The organism is Paenibacillus sp. NPDC058898 (assembly GCF_049316025.1).
Taxonomy (GTDB): Bacteria; Bacillota; Bacilli; order Paenibacillales; family Paenibacillaceae; genus Paenibacillus_AQ.
This window is the reverse complement of sequence record NZ_JBMOSM010000014.1, coordinates 167,324-188,351: the sequence shown is the minus strand read 5'-3', so window position 1 is coordinate 188,351 and position 21,028 is coordinate 167,324. Positions and strand designations below refer to the sequence as shown.

The window sequence follows — 21,028 nt, the reverse complement described above, 5'->3', positions numbered from 1 at the left end:
TGGTCTTATTGGTAAAACCCTCGATCCCTCCACCCGCATAGCGGGTGGTTTTATGTTTCGCACGCTATCGCGTGCTCAACTGACTAAAGTCATAATTAAAGAGGAACCCTGCAGGCTCCTCTTTAGGTGTGTATCCTATTATATTGTACGAGGTTACCAAAAATGTCCAATCAAAAGGAATACATGCGTTATTTAGTGAAATGATTTGCTTTATTCTGCTTACGGACTTTTTCAGCATAGTATGCTGCTGCACCCAATGAAATTCCCCAGATCAGAAAGAGTGCGTACCAGAAGTATCCCCACACCGCCATGGGGCTTGCATCTTGAGTGGCATACATGGGGGCCAACTGAACTCGGCCGACCGCTAACAAATACTGCATGACGAAGTAAGTAAATCCCCATAATGACAACAAAACAGAACCGATGGCAGCAGGTATAATTAGCAACCATTTCGGTAATCGTAACCCCCACGGTCTGGCGAAAGCAAGCGCGAATACGGCTGCCAATAAGGCAAGGGTACCCATTCCCCAGTAACCGATCACGTGCGTCCAAAATTCATCAGGCGCTTCCTGGAAATCCCCCGGGAATGCAAACCCGATGCCAAGTCCCCACCAATAATGGGGGAGGCCATACAGAACAGCGGCTATGCAAGCCGTATACCCGGCTTTTTTCATTCTTGAATGATTCATATCAATCACCTCAAGCTCATCATACTTAACGAAAAGAGCATTTAGATGACTTGAAGTTTAAGTTCCGTTTAAATATGTGGTGAAGCCTGCGCGACTTTGTTCAGTACACCTTATGAATCACATCTTCGAAATCGGGATCTTCCATATCGATATCATCCAGCTCGCCCCAGCGGCCCAGCTCTTTAAAAATATCAAGCGTGTTCATCTCGCGGCGGTTCACCTCAATGGTGACGGTGTTATCCAGCGTGCTTGTCACCCGAATTGGGACGGAAAGATCGCCTTTGCGTAAAGATTGAACGGGAATAACAAAAGGACCGCGGAAAGTGACGGTGATCACGGTAGGCAACCCGATGGTGTCGCGTAAAGACTGTATCGTTCCATCATAAGACAGCTCGCCGTTGTTAATGACCATCACCCGATTGCACAGCTGTTCGATATCATCCATGTCATGCGTTGTGAGCAGTATGGTCTTGCCGAATTGCTCGTTGATCAGCTTAAGAAAATGGCGGATGTTCCGCTTGGCGTTCACGTCCAGGCCGATCGTCGGCTCATCCAGGAACAGCACGTCCGGATCATGCAGCATCGCGGCGGCGAGGTCGGCGCGCATGCGCTGCCCGAGCGACAGCTTACGCACAGGCGTTTCCCAGAACGCCTGTAAATCCAGCAATTCGGCAAACTGTCCGAGTCTGCGCTCCTTGTCCGTCTGATCCACGCTGTACATTTTAGCCAAAATATCGTAGGAATCCTTCACCGGCAAATCCCACCACAGCTGGCTCCGTTGACCGAATACGACGCCCAGATTGTTCACGACGCTGCGCCGTTCCTTGTGCGGATTCATGCCTCCGATGGATACATGACCCGAGGTCGGGTGGAGAATGCCGGTCAGCATTTTGATGGTTGTGGATTTCCCGGCCCCATTTGGTCCGATGTAACCGACGAATTCCCCCTGCTCCACTTGAAAGCTGATTCCCTTCACGGCTTCCTTCGTCCGGTATTCTCTCGTAAACAGGGTTCGCACACCGGAGAAGCGCCCCTCCTTCACAACCGGCGTTTTGAACTCCTTGCGAATGTTGTGGACTTCAATCATTGACGCGTTCCTCCTTTAGCTCCCTGTACTTTGATATTTGGTCAAACCAAACTGCCAGAATTTCAGACTTAAGTAGAGGCATACCAGAGCCGCTCCAGCCAGCGCAGGCAGCACCCAAGCTCCGAGCTCGCCCCGCAGTATGTATAATGACGGGATGTAATTAACTAAACCGACCGGAACCACGATCAGCAGGATCGACGACATCCATTTGGGATACAGCGTGAGCGGATACTGGGCTGCTGTCCGGGCAGCGTCCTCCGTAATATTTTGAAGCTCGGTGATCCGGGTCGTCCAAAAACCGAACGTTGCGGTAGCGAGTCCGATTGAGAACAGGATGACGGCCCCCGTGACGATAATGTAAAGCGATTGCGGCACCGCGCTCCATCCAACTTGCCCTGCTGCCATCATGCCATGCAGCGACCACCAGAGCAGAAAACCGCCCTGCAGCACTTCGCCCAGCATTATCCGGAATTTCTGCGGCATTAGCGCCAGCAGTACCGGCATGGGACGGGTCAGCAGCTGATCGAGCTCCCCGTTAACCAGGTAGTGTTCAAGATGGTGCACTTCATCCGCAAACGTCCGGTAGAGCGTCTTCGATAAGGTCATCACGGCAAACAAATACCCGATTTCATGCATGGACCATCCCTGGATGGCCCCAAACTTGTAGAGCACGATAGCGACCATAAGGAATTCGGAAATTTGAATCAAGGCGGCGAGAAACGAAGCCAGGATAAAATTAAATTTGTACTGCATGCGGCTTTTGATGCTGGTGCGGATCAGAAGCGCATACAGAGATAGCCAGGATCTTGTGGTCATCCTCCTTGCACCTCCACTTTCCGTCTTAGGAAGCCTGTTGCCAGAAGGCTAGCCAGCGTGAGCAGCACGCACCATAGGAGCGTACCCCATAGATAGGAAACGTCATCAAAACCCAGATAAATTCGAGTCGGCACATAGAGCAGATAAGGATACGGCGACCACCAGGCCAGCGTCTGAAGCCAGCCTGGCAGCCATTCAATCGGAATGAAGAAGCCTGCAAGAAGATTGATCATCGCATGGTTGCCCCAATACAACCAAGACGATTCCGTTGTCCATAATGCGGATGCGCCGATGAGATAGTTGATGCAGATCGATAAGTAGGCGGCACCTGCAAGCGCAATAGCAACATAGAGGAAGGTAGATGCTTTTCCGGGTAAATGCAGCGAGAAGGCAAAGTAATACACCAGGTAGATCGGGATCGATTTATAAACGAATTGGTAGGTGATTTGCCCCCATTCCTTGGCCATCAAATGACTGAACAAGTGAACGGGACGCATCAAATCCAGAGAAATATGGCCGGTTCGCACGGCTTGGGGAATGCCGAGGCCATTCGTGACGAAACTGGAAACCCAGAGCGCAGCTTGCGTAAAGGCGATATAACCGACCATTCCCTGCGTTCCGTAATCTCCGAGCGCGTAGTCTGCACCGAGACCGATCCAGATACAGGCATACATGAAGCCGAACATCGCGCTGGCGATATTGTGCACCATGTGTGCGCCGCGGTACTGCAAATTGCGGGCATAGGCTTTGGAAGCCAATGTGAAATAAAGCATGAAGCACCTCCGATAAGCATTTTAGATGGCGGATCCATCCACTTCAGACAAGGCGAAAATGAGAGAAGGACAATAGCATACCAGAACGTTCCATTTCAAGCAAGACTTTTTTCGGAAGGTAAATTGTGAAGGGATTCGGCATACAAAAAGGTCAACCATAAGATTCTGGCTAACCTGATAGTACGAAAGAAGCCTTCTCCTCCCAGGCCAGTTTCGATAGAAACCACCAAGGGAGTTTGAAGACTTCGTTGTTGGAGTATGAAATTGCTCCGACGTCATCATCATATACGCTGGTACACGTTGTCAGATCACGTCCCTATGCTTCATCGGCCCCTGAAACTCGCCGAAATACTCTATCAGGAAGGACTGGAACTCCCTGGCTGCCTTAGACAGATATCGCCGCTCCAGCCAAGCTACGGTGAAGGTGCGGTAGCAGGAAGGCTTCTCGATGCGCACCATCGCGAAGGACGGCTGTTCATCCCCTTTGCAACCGGGTACAAATGCCGCCCCAAGTCCGGCGGATACGAGGCTGGCCAAAGCTGCAGGTTCATCCACTTCACAGACGACATTCCGGCTGATCCCGGCCAAACGGCAGAACTCCTCGTTCATTTTTCGAAACGGGTGGCCTGCTTTGTATTCGATGAATGCTTCCCCAGCTACCTCCTGAAGGGTTATGCTGGTCCGTCCCGCCAATCGATGACCGTGAGGCACCGCCAAGAACACCTCGGCATGGAGGACCGGGATCTCCCGAATGTTGTCTTCATCCAATGCTGCTGCGGTAAAGCATAGATCGACCTCTCCATTCTCCAACATCTGAACCATCTCCATCATCGCGTCGGGCGCAATCTGGACAATGCGGAAATTCACTTCAGGATACCGTGTGCGGAAAGCACCCAGTGCTCTGGACAGCCGGCTTAGCGCCGTCGTTGCAATACGTATGCTTCCCCTCTCCATACCTGCCAAATCCGACACCTCTCTCTTGCCTTCCTCAATGGCCGAAAGTGCCGCATCTACGCTTTTCAAAAAAGCCTTTCCGAATGAATTGAGCTTGATTTGGCGATTCTGCCGATCAAACAGTTGTACTCCCAAATCTTCCTCCAACCGGGCAATCGTCTTGCTGAGCGCAGGCTGGGCAATTCGAAGTTCCTTTGCAGCTTTGGTCATATGCTCCATTCTAGCCACCGTCTGAAAATAATGCAGCTGAAGCAGTTCCACGGTATCTTCCTCCTTTATTGATAACCTAAAGTATATGAATGCATGTCATAATATATATTTTTATTTATTAACTATCGATTGTAGAATAAATCGTAACCAAAGGAAAGGGGGAAATAACATGAACGAACATCAGCAACAACCACCATCGGCTGAAAAATTAATACGCATTCTGGCTTTTACAATGATTCTCTCATCGATGAGCGCAACCATGTTTAATATCGTACTTCCGGAAATCAGCAAGCAATTCCAGCTTTCCTTTGCCCAAGTCAGTTGGGTATCTTCGATTTACATGCTGATATATGCCATAGGCTCTGTCATATACGGAAAATTGGCTGACACCTATAAACTCAAAAATCTGCTCACCTTCGGTTTGCTCCTCTTCTTTGTCGGTTCCATTACAGGCTTATCGGCACAAGCCTACTGGATGGTCCTGCTGGGCCGGATACTTCAGGCTGCGGGGGCAGCCGTCATTCCGGCAACAGCCATGATCATACCCGTCCGTTACTTCCCGGCAGAAAGCCGGGGCCGCGCGCTTGGCATAACCGCTACCGGACTCGCGATCGGAAGCGCAATTGGGCCGGTGGTCTCGGCTTTGATCGTCAGTGTGTTCCACTGGAGATGGCTCTTCTGCATCCCGGTGTTGATCCTCGTCACCTTGCCCTTGTACCGCAAATATTTGGGCAATGAACAAGGCCAGGGGGGACGGATCGATTGGCTCGGCGGCGGTCTTCTGGCAGGGACGGTTGCGCTGCTGCTCCTTGCGGTGACACAGGGAAGCTGGATATATGGTTTTGGCAGCTTCATGTTGTTCCTGTTATTCCTCCTGCGCATTCGATCGGCTAAAGTGCCTTTTGTTCAGCCCCGTTTATTCAGCAACAAAAGCTACTCAGTCGGACTAGTGCTCGCCATATTCATCGTGAGTGTCGGTTACGCCCTGCCCTTTCTAACTCCACAGCTGTTGGCGAATATTAACGGTTTGGCTCCGGGCTGGATCGGATTTGTCATGGTGCCGGGAGCCATCGTCACGGCCATGCTTGGCGGAAGAGGCGGCAAGCTCGCAGATACCAAGGGAACACGTTATCTATTCTATATAGCGTCCACCCTGCTTCTGGTCTGTTTCGCCCTGTTGTCCATCTTCGCGGGCATATCGCCATTCCTCATTGCGCTGTTTCTGATCTTCGGCAATGTGGGGCAAATGTTTATGCAAATCTCGCTCTCCAAGACGATTTCCTTGTCGCTGCCCAAAGAACAAACCGGCGTCGGTATGGGATTGTTTTCTCTGCTCAACTTCCTGTCAGGTGCGATCGCCACAGGGGTATACGGCAAAGCCGTCGATCTTGGCGCCGGAAGTTCCTGGAATCCGCTAAATCTGTTCCAGGGAGCCTCCACCTACAGCAACATCTATATCGCCCTGTTTGCCTTACAAGCTGGAGTTCTCCTGCTGTTTATGCTGCAATTTGGCAGAGCGGGACAGCGTAAGCTGCAGGTTCAAACCACAGTTTCTAAGTAAGGAGAGAACAACAGATTAACCAGGTCAATAGAAAAACCACCGGAGTAACAATAGGCTTCCTCAAGCCTCTCCGGTGGTTTTGATTCTATTTTAATGCGTGTTCCAATATGGCATGATGCCCTCAACAGAGGGCCATAGTCTATGCCGGGTAAAACCTCATTGCGGAAACCGCGGCAGCAAAGTGATGCTGGACGTTGATGGTACACTCCTCTACCTTGGCACTGGTGCAATATTACATAGCTGCTCGTTTCAGCTGGCCGTAATACAGGTCGCTGTAGAACCCTCCCTGCTTCAGCAGTTCATCATGAGAGCCTTGCTCCAGCAGACGCCCATCCTTCAGCACCAGGATGTGGTCCGCCGAGCGGATCGTATTTAGACGATGGGCAATCACGAAGCTCGTCCTCCCCTTCATTAACCGCTGTAATCCTTCCTGGATCTTGATCTCCGTTACCGTATCGATGCTGCTTGTCGCTTCATCCAGCACCAACATGGAAGGGTTGGCCAGAATCGCCCTCGCGATCGCTAGCAGCTGCTTCTGGCCTTGGCTGATGCCGCTGCCGTCAGGCTTGAGTTTCTTGTCATAACCGTCCTTCATCCGCACGATAAACGAGTGGGCATTGGCCAGCTTCGCGGCTTCTTCCACTTCCTCATCGGTGGCATCCAGCCGTCCGAAGCGGATATTCTCACGGATCGTGCCCTGGAAGAGGAAGGAATCCTGCAGCACAAAAGCCATCTGCGAGCGTAGGCTCTCCCTGCGAATCGAGGAAATATCCCGCCCGTCGAGGGTAATGCTTCCACTGTCCGGATCGTAGAACCGGGAGAGAAGCTGAATTAAGGTGGTTTTCCCTGCACCGGTCGGACCGACCAGCGCAATCATCTCGCCGGGTTTCGCTTCAAAGCTGATTCCTTCCAGCGTGTCTCCGTCTTTTTCATAAGAAAACGATACGTTGTCGAACTTCACCGCACCCTCCACGCTTTTCAGCGTGACAGCAGCCCCTTCATCCTTCGCTTCAACCTCTTCATCCAGCACTTCGAATACGCGTTCCGCACCCGCAATGGCTGACAGCAGCGTATTCCATTGGTTCGCCAGATCGTTCAGAGGTCTCGTAAACTGCCTTGCATAACTCTCAAATATAATGATGATGCCGATCGTAATATGTCCCTGGATCGCCATGATGCCGCCAATTCCCGCTACGATCGCAAAGCTCAAGTTGTTGAGCCCGTTCATCAGTTTCGGAATAAAGCCTGAGATGCTCTGCGCCCAGAAGCCCGAAAGGCGAATCCGTTGATTGCGCTCATCGAATTCGCGGACAACCCGTTCTTCCTGGGAAAAAGCCTTAATAATCCGCTGTCCTGACAGCGTTTCTTCAATATACCCGTTCAGATCCCCCAGGTTGCGTTGACGCTCTTTGAACAAGGGGCCAGTTCGCCTGGTAATCCAGCGCATCCCCATCATCATCAGCGGCACAACCAGGAAGGTCAGCAGCGTAAGCAGCGGGCTAAGCCATAACATGACGGATAATGTACCGATTAAGGTCAGCGCGCTCGAGAAGATTTGAATGGCCGAGCTGTTCAGCGTTGAGCTCACGTTCTCGATATCGTTCGTCAGACGGCTCATGATCTCACCCTGTTGGCGCTTGCCATAGAACGGTATCGGGAGCCGGTGCAGATGCGTGAACAGATCCATCCGCATCCGGTACACCGTTTCTTGAGCGATGCCGATCATCCAGACGTTGTGCAGCCAGGTGGTTAAAGCCTGAAGGACATAGACGGCGGCGAGGCCAACGAGAAAATACAACCAGGCCGAGTCGATGGAGCTGTCCGGATTACGTACATCATCCAGAAATTTGTCCACCCCGACGCCGAGCAGATAGGGACCGAGCAGCGCCAGGCCCGAACTGAACATCACCATCAGCAGTACAAGTGCGAGCTTCCCTTTGCGGCGGGCAAGATAAGCCCATATTCTGGAGAGGGTAGCCGACCAGTTTTTGGCCTTGGCTTTTGGCTTACCGCCCTTGCCGCCATCCTTATTGTTGCCAAGATCGATCTTCGGTCTTGGATGACGAAACGGTTCAGTGAATGCCTTGAGCATGCTGCTGCGCCTCCTCTCCGTATTGGGATTCATAGATGCGTCGATACAGAGCGGAACTTTCCATCAAAGCGTCGTGGTTCCCTTTTCCAATCAAACGCCCATCATCCAGCAGCAGAATCAAATCAGCCGAAGTGGTCGAGCTGATCTTCTGCGTGATCAAAAACGTCGTGCAGGACAAATCCTTCAGGGCATCCAGCAAAGCACCTTCCGTACGGACGTCAAGGGCGCTGGTGCTGTCGTCCAGAATAAGGATGGCGGGCTTTCGTACAAGTGCTCGTGCAATGGACAAGCGCTGCTTCTGCCCGCCGGACAAGTTGACTCCCCGCTGGCCCAGCATCGTGTCATAGCCCTTAGGCAAATGCTCGATGGTATCATGGATTTGCGCTCTGCGCGCCGCTTCTATAATTTCTTCCATGGAAGCATCCTCGCGTCCCCAGGCAATGTTCTCCCGGACCGTACCGGAGAAGAGCAGCACTTCCTGCGGCACATAACCGATGCTGCTGCGCAGATTTACCTCATCGATCGATCCGGCATCCATTCCGTCTACGAGCACGGTCCCCTTCTCTTCCTCGTAAAGCCGTGGAATCAGCTGTACTAACGAGGATTTGCCGGAACCTGTTGCTCCCATAATCGCGATCCGCTCTCCGGGCTTCGCTTCAAACGAAATATCCGTCAGCACGTCGAGGTCGCTGCCCGGGTAGCTGAAGCTCACTTGCTCGAACTTCACGCCCCCTTGAATTTGAACCTTTTTATTCTTATCCTTGCCCGCGCTTGCTGCATCCTCTTCCGTCTTTAACACCTCCTGCGTCCGCAAGGCGGAGGCGCGTCCCCGGGAGAAGGCAACGACAACCCAGGACAGGGCGGACAGGGCGCCAATACAACGGAGGGAATAATTGACGACGGCAACCACTTCGCCGACGCTGGCATTGCCGGACGCGATGTCTTTGCGGCCAAACCAGAGGACCGCCATAATCCCTGCATTCATAATGAGAAGAATAAACGGCATCGTCGTTTCCGTTAATCGCAAGGTCGAGATCGTAGTGCTCATCAGTTTGCCCGAGGTACGGCCAAAGCGTTCAATCTCGTGACCCATGCGCACGAATACGCGAATCAACCGGATCCCGGTCAAATTCTCCTGAATGACGCCGTTCACCGCATCCAGCCGCTGCTGCACATCGCGGAACGCATCCGCTGCCCGCTTCATAATCCAAGCGATAAAAATAAACAACAACGGCACGGTAAGGACAAGCAGCATGCCCAGCTTCACATTCACGACCAATGCCATGATAATGCTTCCCAGGACAACTAGCGGAACGCGCGTCATAAACCGCAAGCCCATGAACACCGTATCCTGGATCTGGGTGACATCACCCGTAAGTCTGGTAATCAATGATGAGGTAGCAAACCGGTTAAATATCGAATAGGAAAAAGATTGCACCTTTTCATACAGCTGATCACGCAGATCATAGCCTAGTCCCTGGCTCGTATGCGCCGCAAAAAAAGAGCTGGATATCCCCGCAATAAAGGCAATGATAGCGCTTCCAGTTAAAACGGCTCCCCACATCCATACAACGGACAAATCCTGTTTCTGTATGCCGTCGTCAATGATTTTAGAGATGAGCAGCGGCTGAATCAGCTCAACGGTGAGCTCAATCAGCATCATGACCAGTGCCGCAATCGCTGCGACGCGGTACTTTTTCAAGATCGAGAAGACCATTCCCATATGCATTCCTCCGAAGCTGAAGACCTTTATCATGTTCTAACATCAATTACCCACAGGTCTTCATGTAGTAGCAATATTCGTTCGTACAAGAGCTGGATATGTCTATTATAATATATTTTCTCCATAACTTACCGGCTGATTAAAAATATCACGGGAATTCACATTCCAAAACGCAACTGTTGACATTGTGTAGAGATCTTTAAAATGGAGATGAAAAAGAGAGCCTATTCTTCAGGATTGTCTCCTCTCGAATAGGGCTCTCTTGTTGAAACATATATCTATTCCACTGATTTCAGCGCTTCAATCATATCAATCCGCTTCAATTTGTAATGCATGGAGGCCATGACAATGGCCGAGAACAACAGTGTCAGCAGTGCCGCATAGCCGTAACTGATTCCATGGATGGCGGGACTGAACATCATCGCGTCCACTTCCGCGGTCAGGAGAACGAACCGGTGCAGGAACACGCCTCCCAGACTGCCCGCTATGATCCCCAGCACGGTCAGAATCATATTTTCGCGATAAATGTACATGGTGACTTCCTTATCATAGAAGCCAAGCACCTTGATCGTTGACAGCTCCCGTATCCGCTCAGATACGTTAATATTCGTCAGATTGTACAGCACGACAAACGCGAGCGCTGCTGCAGATACAATCAGGACAACCACCACGACGTTCATGCTGTCCATCGTATCACTAAAGGCATTGCTTACTCCACTCGTGAAGCTGACCATCGCCACCCGCTGGCTTGCGGTTAACGTTTCTCCAAGCTGGTCCTCCCACTCCGGATCGTGATTGTTGTTGTCATACGTCAGCAATTGACTGTTCACTTCCCGCGTCCCATCAAAAATCTCTTCGTAATACAGCGGCGTCATATAGACGTAGTGCATAGCATAGTTCTCCGTTATCCCGGCTACACGTATCTCATAAGGATCGTTGTCGCTGTTCTGGACGGTTAAAGTACTGCCGATCTTGAGATCAAACAGCTTGGCGAGCTTCTCGGTAATGATCGCACCGTCATCCGTCAGGGACAGTGTCTGCTCTTGCCCACGGGATTTCAGGACGATAAAGGAATCGATCTCCTCCGGCGATTGCGGCACGAACAAACTCACATCCTGGGCGTTCACCCCGGGGGCGGTCGCGGTCATCGCCTCTTGCGTCACATTCAAAATCCCCGTAATCTCCGGAACTCCCGCTAGGCGCTTGTTATAGTCCTCCAGCCCGCCGCTATCGCCGTTATCTTCTTGGAATACCACGGTCGCCTGGTGCTGCATGATTTTGCCGTATTGCATCGGCGCGATATCCCCGATGGAGTCCTTAAGACCGAAACCGGTCAGAATCAGGGCCGTGCACCCGGCCACGCCGCAGACCGTCATGAACATCCGCTGCTTGTAGCGGAACAGATTGCGGGCGGTTACTTTTCCAATAAAACCGAGTCGGTTCCACACCCAAGGCACTCGCTCCAGCCATATGCGGGATCCGTTCTTAGGCGCTCTTGGACGCATCAGGACCGAAGCGTTGCTTCGAAGTTCCACTCGCGTTGCCACATAAGCTGTCATGGTCGTACAGAGCACAGCCACAACAATCGAGATAATGCTGTAGCTGGGATAAAAACGGGTTCGCACATCCGGCAGATTATATAAAGCGCCGTAAGCATCATAGATGATGGCGGGAAACAGGGTAAAGCCGACGGCCAGTCCGGCAGCCGATGCGGCAACGCTCGCCAGCGTCGAGTAGACCAGAAACTTTTTCATCACGTCCCGGTTGCTGTATCCGAGGGCTTTCAGGGTTCCTATCTGGAGCCGCTGCTCCTCAACCATCCGGGTCATTGTCGTCAGGCTGACGAGGGCCGCAATCAGGAAAAAGAATACCGGGAACGCGGTGGCAATGGAAGATAAACGGTCCGCGTTATCGCTGTACTCGGTATATCCCGGGTTGACGCTGCGGTCCATGACATAGACTTTGGGCAGCTCGAGCTGATCCAGCTCCTTCTGTCCCTCCGCCACTTCCTTCTCTCCATCGGCGATTTCCCGCTCAGCCTTTACTTTTTCTTCATTAAATTTCTTGAGACCCTCCTGGTACTCCTCCTGCCCTTGGCTAAGTTCAGCTTTCGCATCTGCGAGCTTGGCTTCCCCTGCCTGTTTAGCAGCAGCAAGCTCCTCCGTTCCTTGCTTCAACGAAGCTTCACCCTGCACGAGCTGACGCTCGGCTTCCCGAAACTTGGCCTCTCCTACCTTTAGTTCTGCTCGGCTTGCATCCAGCTTCTGCTGAGCGTGATCCAGTTTCTGCGATGCATCGTTTAAGCCGCTCTGGAACGATGAAGCAGCCTTTTGCAAAGCAGCTCCATCCACTGCCCCCTCCATGTAACCCGCAGTGGCTGCTCCCAGTTTCGGATCTGCTGCCTGAGCCGCCGAAAGCAGCTCTTGCCTCTGTTCTTCCGGTATGTCTCCCGGATCCAAACTAGGGATTTGCTGCAGCGCCATCGCCAATTGCCGCCCTTGTGCCAGCTTTGGAGCAAGCTCCGACTTCTGTTGATCCAGCTGACTTTGACCCGTCTTAAGCTGGGATTGTGCTTGTTCCAACTGCTGCCGATTCCGCTTCAGCTCCGCTCTTCCTTGGGCAAGTTTTTTTGCCGCGGCATCCAGCTTGGCTTGTCCCCCTGCCAGCTCGGTTTGAAGTTTATTAACGCCATCCCGGTAGGATTGCTCTCCTTCACTCAGCTTGATCTTCGCTTCCTCTAACTCTTGCTCCGCATTGGACAGCTGTTTCTTGGCATCCTTGATTTTGTCCAAAGCCTCGTTCAGCTTCTTCTGCCCCTCGATACGAATCTCTGCCAGCCGCTCCTGCGGCATGGTCTCCAGTGCCAGTTCTACCGCTTCTTTGTGCCGTTTGATCTTCTCGTCATATTCAGGCGTATAGGGAGCTGATTCAGCGGTGTCTTGGAAGGTCAGGTAGGCTTCCGTATATACGGATAGTTTAAAATCCTTCTCCGGTATAACGGCGAACACATCCGCTGTCCCCTTGCCGATGCCGCTCGTTCCCCGGCTCATGCTGCTGATGAACAGCGGACTCTTCGCCCTTCCCACAACCGTGTAAGTGAGGTGGTCAAACTTTTTCTTGAGGTTGACTTCCTGATTCGGATTGGTAAAGGTAATCTGATCCCCCAGTTTAAATTCATTTCCGCGGTCTCCTGCGTCGATGACGATTTCCCCTGTGGCCTCCGGCATTCGGCCTTCTGTAAGCACATATTGATTCAGATTATTTCCTGGGTCATAGGAGAGGACCTTCGCGATCCGCCCGCTGTCACCGAGGAATACGTCTGTGCTATAGCCAGGTTGAACCTCATCCACTCCGGCAACCAACTTCAGCTTCTCGATATCGCTTTGTTCGAGACCCAAGGTGGACTGAACCTTAAGATCCATCAGCTTTAAATCGCTATAGTAGTGATCTGCTGTGTCCAGCATATCCGGACCCGTGGCTTTGATCCCCGCAAAAAAACCGACGCCGAGCATAATAATGGCAAAAATGGACAGAAACCGAGCTTTTGTCCGCGATATTTCCCGGAAAATATCAGTCCACAGCGCTCTTTTCTTCATGATATGTATCTCCCTACCACTCGATGTTGTCTACAGAAACGGGGTTCGGATTCAAAACCATGTTCCGGACCTTGGCATTGTTGATCTCGATGACCCGATTCGCCATCGGCGTCAGGGCAGAATTATGCGTAATGACGATAACCGTCGTTCCGGTATGGCGGCAGGTGTCTTGAAGCAGCTTCAACACCTGCTTTCCGGTATGGTAATCAAGCGCACCCGTGGGTTCATCGCAGAGAAGCAGCTTCGGCTGCTTGGCGAGTGCTCTGGCAATCGCTACCCGCTGCTGTTCCCCTCCGGACAGCTGTGCCGGAAAATTGTTCAGACGATTACCCAGGCCGACATCCCGCAATACTTGCTCCGCGTCCAAAGCCCGGGGAGAAATCTGCGAAGCCAGTTCCACATTTTCTTTGGTCGTCAGATTGGGAACCAGGTTATAAAATTGAAACACAAATCCGACGTCATTGCGCCGATAGCCGGTCAACTCCTTGCTGTTAAACCTGGCAATATCCGTTCCATCCACGAGTACTTGTCCCTCATCCGCGGTATCCATGCCGCCCAATATATTCAGCACCGTGGATTTGCCTGCGCCGCTGGGACCGACTATGATCGCAAACTCGCCTTTTTCGATCTCCAGGTTGATTCCATCATTGGCTACAATGGTGGTCTCTCCCATCCGGTAGCGCTTATATTCATCCTTCATGCTCACAAAAGCCATGTTACTCCACTCCCAACTCATGGTTGCAATATCGGCTTGAATCGTTATGTAAACTTGTAACCCAAGGCGGCTTGTCCGGTGCTCTAGCTTTAGGGCTGCTTGCTTGTACGAGTATGTCCTGCGCATCGTACGGATACGTCCTGCGGCATGTGTCGCGGCATTGTGCTATGCCCTCGTATTTATGCATTTCCCGTTGTTAGACTACCTTGTTTTCTTGCGTTCATTCAATGAAACCGTCCTTTAATCCAGTGTAGCATAAACAAATCAGCCAAAGAAAACGCAGCATCCCCCGCAATGGCAATGTCACAGAATGTTCCAAATTCGAAATAGCCCGAGCAGCACAAAAAAAAGCGCTTCTTCACCTGCGAAGAAGCGCTTCTCTGATGGATTTAAAGTCAATCGATATGTCCGGTCAACTCCGCTGCCGGGATATCCTTGCCCTCGACCCAATCCCTGAACGAAAAATCAAGCGCACTGCCCTGAGCAAACGAAGTCATGACTCTTCCTTCGTCGAAGGCGTACGAAAAGGTATGCAGCGTTCCGAACAAATCGTCGTAATCCGTAAAAAACAACGGGGACTCTCGCTCCTTAAACAAACCGAATGCTTCGGTTTGGGTCAACTGTGTGGCATCCAGGCCATCGATGTAACGTTTACGCCCAAGGGAATGCTCGATGGAAGGCCTGTTCTTACCCGTCAACGCTTCGTAATGGTTAACGCAGGCGATTGCCGCCTCCCCGCCCGCACGGGTAATCACTTGATCCGGACTTGCTTCGACAACGGCCATGTTCCCTCGTGCATCTCCTATTGAAAAGTTATAGCAAGCCGCATGGGGAATATGGCGCAGCATATAAGACACTTCTTCTACGGTAGCGCATGATTCCAATATCATCCGAACGCCGACCCATGGCGACAGGCCCGTCCGGTATCCGTCAAAGCTCACAAAGTGCAGCCCGGCGGCAAGTCCCTTTTCATTAACCCCGTCATGCCGACCTATGGCCTGCAAATTATAACCTACGGTCGCCAAGCCTTGTTCGGGTTGAGCCGCGGTAAAATAACCATCGTAAAACGCAGGCGTAAAATCGTAATTTCTTACGTAATACGAAGGGGTAATCATCGCCGAACAGCCCATGGCCGCGATCTTTGGAACATCGTATCCCCCTAGGAGAGCGGCGGCTTTGGGAAACGGCATTTCCAAGCCTTCCGCCAGTCCTTCAAGCTCCGAGAGCAGCTGTGGGGCAAACTCGTTATAGATGCTCTTCAACTGTTCCGTATCGATCTCCGGTTTGGTGGCCGCTTCAAAAGCTTTTAATATCGGTTGATTCCGCAGGCTGCGACCCAGCTTAAGCCCGTTATGATAGTTATCTTCTCTAAGCTGCATGATGTGTACCGTGTAATCCGGCATTTTTACCCCTCCACCTCGGCGGTTTCCATATGGGAATATATCCCTTATCCGATTATAAATGCATTTCATCCATCTTCCAATAAAAAGCTCCATCCCGGCATGTTTACATGCTTGGAAGGAGCAGATTTTTAGGCACGGGGCAATGTTTCAAACATTCGAACGTATTGCTCATATTTTTCGGACCAGGCCTCTTTGCGCGACTCCAGCGTCCTGCCATCCAGGAGAGCCCCAATGACGTCCAAACATACGTCCCAACCGGCAATATCCTTCGGTGTATGATCCGTAATTTTCGTTATCGTCTCGATCAGCACCAGACGACAGCCTTCGGGCTCGGGATACAGCTCAAAACGCACCCGGTCCTCTCCCCACGTATACTCCAATACCGATAACTCCCGATAGTCCGTAATTTCAAATTCTTCGAACGTTCCGTCCTGCATATCAAATGTAATTCTGCCGCCTTGGCGCAAATCTTCCACTTTAAGCTCCGAGAACCATTGAGTCAGCTTGTCATTATCCGTCAGATAGGACCACACCTTCTCTGCTGAATGCTTCAGGCGGCGTTCAAATCGCACGCTCGTTCCGAACTCGTCTTGCTGTACAACAGCCAGCATTTTTCATCCTCCTCAAGAATGTATTATTCAACATGGGTTCTTCAATCAAATTACATTTCGATGTTCAAGGAGTTTCATCCTCATCCAGCAACCTCTCCAGATCATCCAGCTTGTTCGTCCAGAATTGACGATAAGGCTCCAGCCAATCATGGATTTCCTCCAGAGGCTTGGCATTCAGGCTGTATACATGCCTTTGAGCCTCTTTCCGCAGAGAGACTAGACCAGCCTCCCTCAAGATGCGCAAATGCTTTGATACGCCCGGTTGACTGAGCTGAATGAGATCTACCATCTCACCCACCGTGCATTCTTTCACACGCAAATAATCCAGTATGGACCTGCGGTTCGGTTCTGCCAATACTTCAAAAAGGTTATCGTTCAACATGTTCATTATATTACTAGGAAGTTATATTCCTGTAAAGTTATATAAAAAGATGACACGATCTTTGAACAAACATAACCCCTGCCTAATAATGAACCAATCCGCTGCTGCTCCCTCACGCCTGCCATCCTGAGAATCCCGCCGACTGGAAGCACGCGATGATTATTATCCATCCAAGGTGGCTGGTTCAACCCCCTTTGGACTTTGATTCCAATTCCCATCAACCCCATATGCCCATCCTGCATCCGAAATATCAAAACGAACGATCTCCGGCATCTGATCCATTCCTGCAGGACGCTGCTTTCAATAAAGGGAAGTAACAGCAAACCTCTGCTGTCTCTTCCCTTCTTTATGGTCAGGTACTAAAAAATATTTTTGTATTGCCGATGTTATAGTTGAAACTTTATTCAAGGCCAATGCGTCATATTGTAGAGGGAAATAATAACAAAGCTAAATTTCAGGAGGTTGAGTGTGTGAAAAGAATATGGACTGCCTTGCTAGCAGCTATACTGTTAATCCCCATGACATTCCAATCGCAGGCACAGGCGGCAGTGAACATCAGCGTCTTGATTGACGGCGTCAAGCTGTATACGCCTCAAGCACCTGTCATGATCCAAGGACGCGTCATGCTTCCGATGAGATCCATCTTCGAAGCCTTGGATGCATCGGTCAAATGGAATCAAAAAACGAAAACCGTCACAGCGACCAAGAATGGCACAACCGTCATTCTAAAAATTAACTCCAAGACGGCCACCATCAATAACAAGACGGTAGCGCTGGATGTTCCGGCGAAAAACTTAAAAGGAAATACCATGGTGCCAGTACGCTTCGTAAGTGAAGCCCTCGGCCAAAAAATCGGCTGGAATTCCAAAACAAAAACGGTCACCGTCAAAACAACGAACAATTCAGGCGGCGGCGGAAATAATACCGGTATCGTACCGGTGAATTATGTAACCCTTCGTGACATCGGCAACGCCGGCGACGGCCGCGATCTTCAGGTCAGCTTCTCCAAATCATCGACCGAATCATTAATTTCGCATTACCGCGTGATGATTGTGAAGCAGTCCAAGACGTTAAACCAATCAGAGGCACAGCGCGTGTCCTCCGCAGCTTACACAACGGTGTACCCGTCCGGCTCGGATCAGACTCTGACCCTCACGTCGAGTTCAAGGGACGTAGATAATGATCTTATCCGCGATAACCAGGCTTATAAAGCTTACGTATTGGCAGTCAGCAAAACAGGCGGGACATATGCCCTTTCCTCGGCTTCGCCGTCGTTGACGCTGACCAACACCAATTCGGTGAACGGAGCAACGAACGTGAAGGCAAGCGATGTGAGCGACTACGGCGATGGCCGTGATCTGCAGGTCAGCTTCACGCGTGCCCAGAACGAGAGCAATGTAACCAACTATCGCGTGTTTGTGGTGAAAACGAAGGATGCAGCTAACTTCAACTTGGCAGCAGCTAAGTCTGTAGCTAGCCAGAATTATACGACAGTGAGCAAAACCAGTACGACGAATACAACGCTGTCCACGACGCTGAGTTCTTCTGCTCGCGATACTTCAAACGAGCTCATCCGCAGCGGAGTCGCTTACACCGTGTTCGTCCAGTCTGTGAGCAGCAATGAGAACGTGCTTGCAAGCAACCTGTCCTCAGGTTCGGCTTCCATCACCCTCAGCACAGGCAATGCAACGGTTCCATCCATTACGCAGGTGACGGATATCAGCGATTATGGTGATGGCCGCGATCTTCGCGTAAGCTTTAACAAGGTATCCAACGAATCCAACATTCACTCTTATCGCGTGTTTGTCGTAAAGGACAGCAATTACAGCAGCTTCAACTTGAGCAAAGCCAATGCTGTCTCCAGCTACAACTATACCCAAGTCAACAAAACCGGGAATAACATCAACAACTTGACGCTGGCGTCGGGTGCTAGAGACGTAGACGGAGCAACGATTCGCAACGGTGTGTACTATCGCGTATTCGTCATGGCCGCGGACTACAATAACTCCAATAATAACGTGTTGTCCGCTCCATCGAGCTCCATCATCTTGAGTTCCAGCACCAATCTGGGCGCAGTCACCAATCTGTCCGTCACTGACGTGAACAACTACAATGACGGACGCGACTTGCAGGTGTCATTCACCCAGCCGTCGGATCGTTCTAACATCAGCTATTACCAAGTATTCGTTGTAAAATCATCTGATAGTTATTTTGATCTGAATAGAGCCAATAACTTAAACAACAGCTATTATTACACTCAAATCAATAAGAACAACAGCAGCAACTACATTACTCAAACCCTGAATTCCAACAGCCGTGATATCGATGGAGAGCTGATTCGCAATGGCATCAGCTATCGTGTATATGTCCTGTCCGTAGGATATTCGGGCAATAACAATGCATTATCCAATTACTCATCGATTACGCTTGGAAACAACAATCAGGGCAATGTAAACCCTGTTTCCACGCCAACCTTGTCCATTATCGGCAATAATGGTAACGGAAGTGACCTTAGAGTTGCCTTCAATCCTGCTAATGGTGAAAACTTCATCGACCATTATCGGATTCTCGTTGTGAAGTCCTCCAAGAGCCTGACTGTGTCCCAAGCTTATGATAACGGGAATTATACCACGGTTAACAAAACCGGCAGAACTATCACTCGAGATTTGGCCAACACGACCAAGGATTCCGACGGGGATCTCATTCAAAGAGGTTCAAGCTACCGGGTGTATGTCTTGTCGGTAGGCTACTCGAATTACGGCAAAGCACTTTCATCCGTCTCTCGTGACGTAACAATACAGGGCGTGACTGAAGTTGGTAAGGCTACGAACGTTACGGCAGCGGATGTGGGCAATGAAGGAAACGGAAGTGATCTGAAAGTAACCTTCTCTCCTGCAAATGGAGAGGGTAATATCGATCACTATCGTATTTTTGTAGTCAAATCATCCAAAAATCTGACATTATCCCTAGCGCAATCAAACAGTTATTACACACAAATGTATAAAGCGAACAATTATAGTCAAAATTTAGACGCTAATGCCCGAGACACAGACGGTGAACTGATTCGGAATGATCAAGGCTATCGCGTGTATGTCTTATCGGTAAGCAACAGATCCTCTAATTACAGCGATGCTCTATCCGCTCCATCCGGCGAAATCAAGTTGCAGGGAGTAAGTGAGGTAGGAGAAGCAAATAATGTTCGAGTGATTGATGATGGTGACCGAGGTAACGCTAGTGACCTGAAAGTATCCTTCACCAAATCTGCAAACGAACAAAACATTAGTCAATACAGAATCATCGTTGTAAATGAATCAGATTTAAGCAAATTTAATCTAGATGTTGCTAATGGTTTAGCAGCAGAAAGCTATCTTACCGTCTTTCCTGGTGCTAACTATAATGATAAACTCATAGATGGAACCCTTGATGCATTCGGAAAGCAAATTGTTAATCAACAAACATACCGTGTGTTTGTTTTATCTGTTAGCAACAACAAGAATATTAAAAACAAGCTTTCAGAAGCTTCCAATTCAGTAACATTGGAAAACAAAACACCTATGGAGATTCCCTCCACTGTAAAAGCAGAAATTGTACGCGGAAATGGCAATGCCAGTGATGTTGATGTCAAGTTCACGGGATCAACTACAGGGATTAAGGAATATCGAATCATGGTTGTTCCTTCAGATAAAGATAAAATCTTGATCTTAAAAGATGCTGAAGCAATAACAGATAGCAGTCAATACACTGTAGTTAAGCCAGTAAAAAGCGAAATAGTGCAAAAATTAACCAACTTGAAAGACGTGAACAATGTTCCCATATCAGAGGGTAAGGAATATAAAGTTAACGTTCTAGTCGTTGCGGATGGAAAAACGCAAAATTCTAACGGCTTATCTCCAGCATCCGAGAATTTCACCATCCCTACCCCACTCCAAACTTCGGCCGTTAAAGCCAGTTTGAATAAAGACGGGAAGCTTCAAGTCGATTTCACGAAAGCGATCAACGAGGCAAGCATCAAGCATTATCGATTGTTGTTTGTGCCAAAAGAAGAAATCACAACCTTCGATCTTCCAAAAGCAACGAAAGCTGCTGCGGTAGAAAATGCAAAAGCAACGATAACACCAAAGGGTAAAGACATCTCAGAAATTATCGACATCGATGCGGTAAATCAAGTTATTCAAAGTGATACGGAATTCGCTGTATTTGTTTTATCGGAATTAAAAGACCAAACAAGTGTGCAGACAACTACCCTGCTCTCTAAACCATCTAACATCTTGAAATTACCTACAAAAACTCCATAACGCGAGTTATAGTGTAGAAGTTTTCAATCAAAACATCAAATGCATCAGTTCTCAACAAAAGCTGTTGCTCCTGTTCAGATTTGACAGGAGCAACAGCTTTTCTACCCCATCAACCCATCAA

Annotated in this window: 14 protein-coding genes; 2 read left to right on the top strand and 12 right to left on the bottom strand. The window is 50.1% G+C overall.

All coding sequences use genetic code 11. The annotated features are described in order from the left end of the window. Nucleotides 1–188 precede the first annotated feature (188 nt). From ACOZB4_RS28350 to ACOZB4_RS28330, 5 genes are all read right to left on the bottom strand, one after another. Entirely contained in the window at nt 189–689 is a 501-nt protein-coding gene (locus ACOZB4_RS28350; protein WP_379415844.1) for a DUF3995 domain-containing protein, read from the bottom strand. 100 nt (nt 690–789) lie between these two features. Next, a complete protein-coding gene (locus tag ACOZB4_RS28345) occupies nt 790–1,776 on the bottom strand; it encodes an ABC transporter ATP-binding protein (protein WP_379415846.1) in 987 nt (328 codons plus the stop codon). Nucleotides 1,777–1,791: 15 nt separating this feature from the next. Next, on the bottom strand, nt 1,792–2,592 hold the full coding sequence (locus ACOZB4_RS28340) for an ABC transporter permease (protein WP_076322974.1): 801 nt from the start codon (nt 2,590–2,592) through the stop codon (nt 1,792–1,794). After that, complete coding sequence (locus tag ACOZB4_RS28335) at nt 2,589–3,365, bottom strand: ABC transporter permease (protein WP_379415849.1); 777 nt, start codon at nt 3,363–3,365, stop codon at nt 2,589–2,591. The genes ACOZB4_RS28340 and ACOZB4_RS28335 overlap by 4 nt, the downstream gene beginning before the upstream one ends. 303 nt (nt 3,366–3,668) lie before the next feature. Further along, nucleotides 3,669–4,580 carry a LysR family transcriptional regulator gene (locus tag ACOZB4_RS28330; protein WP_379415851.1) on the bottom strand — a complete coding sequence of 304 codons (912 nt, stop codon included), beginning with the start codon at nt 4,578–4,580 and terminating at the stop codon, nt 3,669–3,671. Nucleotides 4,581–4,698: 118 nt separating this feature from the next. Between ACOZB4_RS28330 and ACOZB4_RS28325 the strand changes: the two genes are divergently transcribed. After that, nucleotides 4,699–6,090, top strand: a complete 1,392-nt coding sequence (locus tag ACOZB4_RS28325) for an MFS transporter (RefSeq protein WP_379415854.1) — start codon at nt 4,699–4,701, stop codon at nt 6,088–6,090. A gap of 232 nt (nt 6,091–6,322) precedes the next feature. On the opposite strand, the gene ACOZB4_RS28320 is transcribed toward ACOZB4_RS28325, so the two are convergent. The 7 genes from ACOZB4_RS28320 to ACOZB4_RS28290 all read right to left on the bottom strand — a co-directional run bounded on the left by ACOZB4_RS28320 (nt 6,323) and on the right by ACOZB4_RS28290 (nt 16,612). Beyond that, entirely contained in the window at nt 6,323–8,182 is a 1,860-nt protein-coding gene (locus tag ACOZB4_RS28320) for an ABC transporter ATP-binding protein (protein ID WP_379415856.1), read from the bottom strand. Further along, nucleotides 8,163–9,905, bottom strand: a complete 1,743-nt coding sequence (locus ACOZB4_RS28315; RefSeq protein WP_379415858.1) for an ABC transporter ATP-binding protein — start codon at nt 9,903–9,905, stop codon at nt 8,163–8,165. The genes ACOZB4_RS28320 and ACOZB4_RS28315 overlap by 20 nt, the downstream gene beginning before the upstream one ends. A 278-nt stretch (nt 9,906–10,183) precedes the next feature. Beyond that, a complete protein-coding gene (locus ACOZB4_RS28310) occupies nt 10,184–13,501 on the bottom strand; it encodes an FtsX-like permease family protein (RefSeq protein ID WP_379415861.1) in 3,318 nt (1,105 codons plus the stop codon). 13 nt (nt 13,502–13,514) lie between these two features. Continuing rightward, entirely contained in the window at nt 13,515–14,216 is a 702-nt protein-coding gene (locus tag ACOZB4_RS28305) for an ABC transporter ATP-binding protein (RefSeq protein ID WP_379415930.1), read from the bottom strand. A gap of 395 nt (nt 14,217–14,611) precedes the next feature. After that, on the bottom strand, nt 14,612–15,619 hold the full coding sequence (locus ACOZB4_RS28300; RefSeq protein ID WP_379415865.1) for a C45 family autoproteolytic acyltransferase/hydolase: 1,008 nt from the start codon (nt 15,617–15,619) through the stop codon (nt 14,612–14,614). A gap of 128 nt (nt 15,620–15,747) precedes the next feature. Beyond that, the gene (locus tag ACOZB4_RS28295) at nt 15,748–16,230 is read right to left on the bottom strand and encodes an SRPBCC family protein (protein WP_379415867.1); all 483 of its coding nucleotides are present in this window, start codon (nt 16,228–16,230) and stop codon (nt 15,748–15,750) included. A 64-nt stretch (nt 16,231–16,294) separates the two neighbouring features. Further along, nucleotides 16,295–16,612, bottom strand: coding sequence for an ArsR/SmtB family transcription factor (locus ACOZB4_RS28290; protein ID WP_379415870.1), 318 nt, complete (start codon nt 16,610–16,612; stop codon nt 16,295–16,297). A gap of 470 nt (nt 16,613–17,082) precedes the next feature. Here ACOZB4_RS28290 and ACOZB4_RS28285 point away from each other — a divergent pair, with 470 nt between their 5' ends. Continuing rightward, nucleotides 17,083–20,907: a stalk domain-containing protein gene (locus tag ACOZB4_RS28285; protein ID WP_379415872.1), complete on the top strand. Its 3,825-nt coding sequence runs from the start codon at nt 17,083–17,085 to the stop codon at nt 20,905–20,907. Nucleotides 20,908–21,028: the final 121 nt, after the last annotated feature.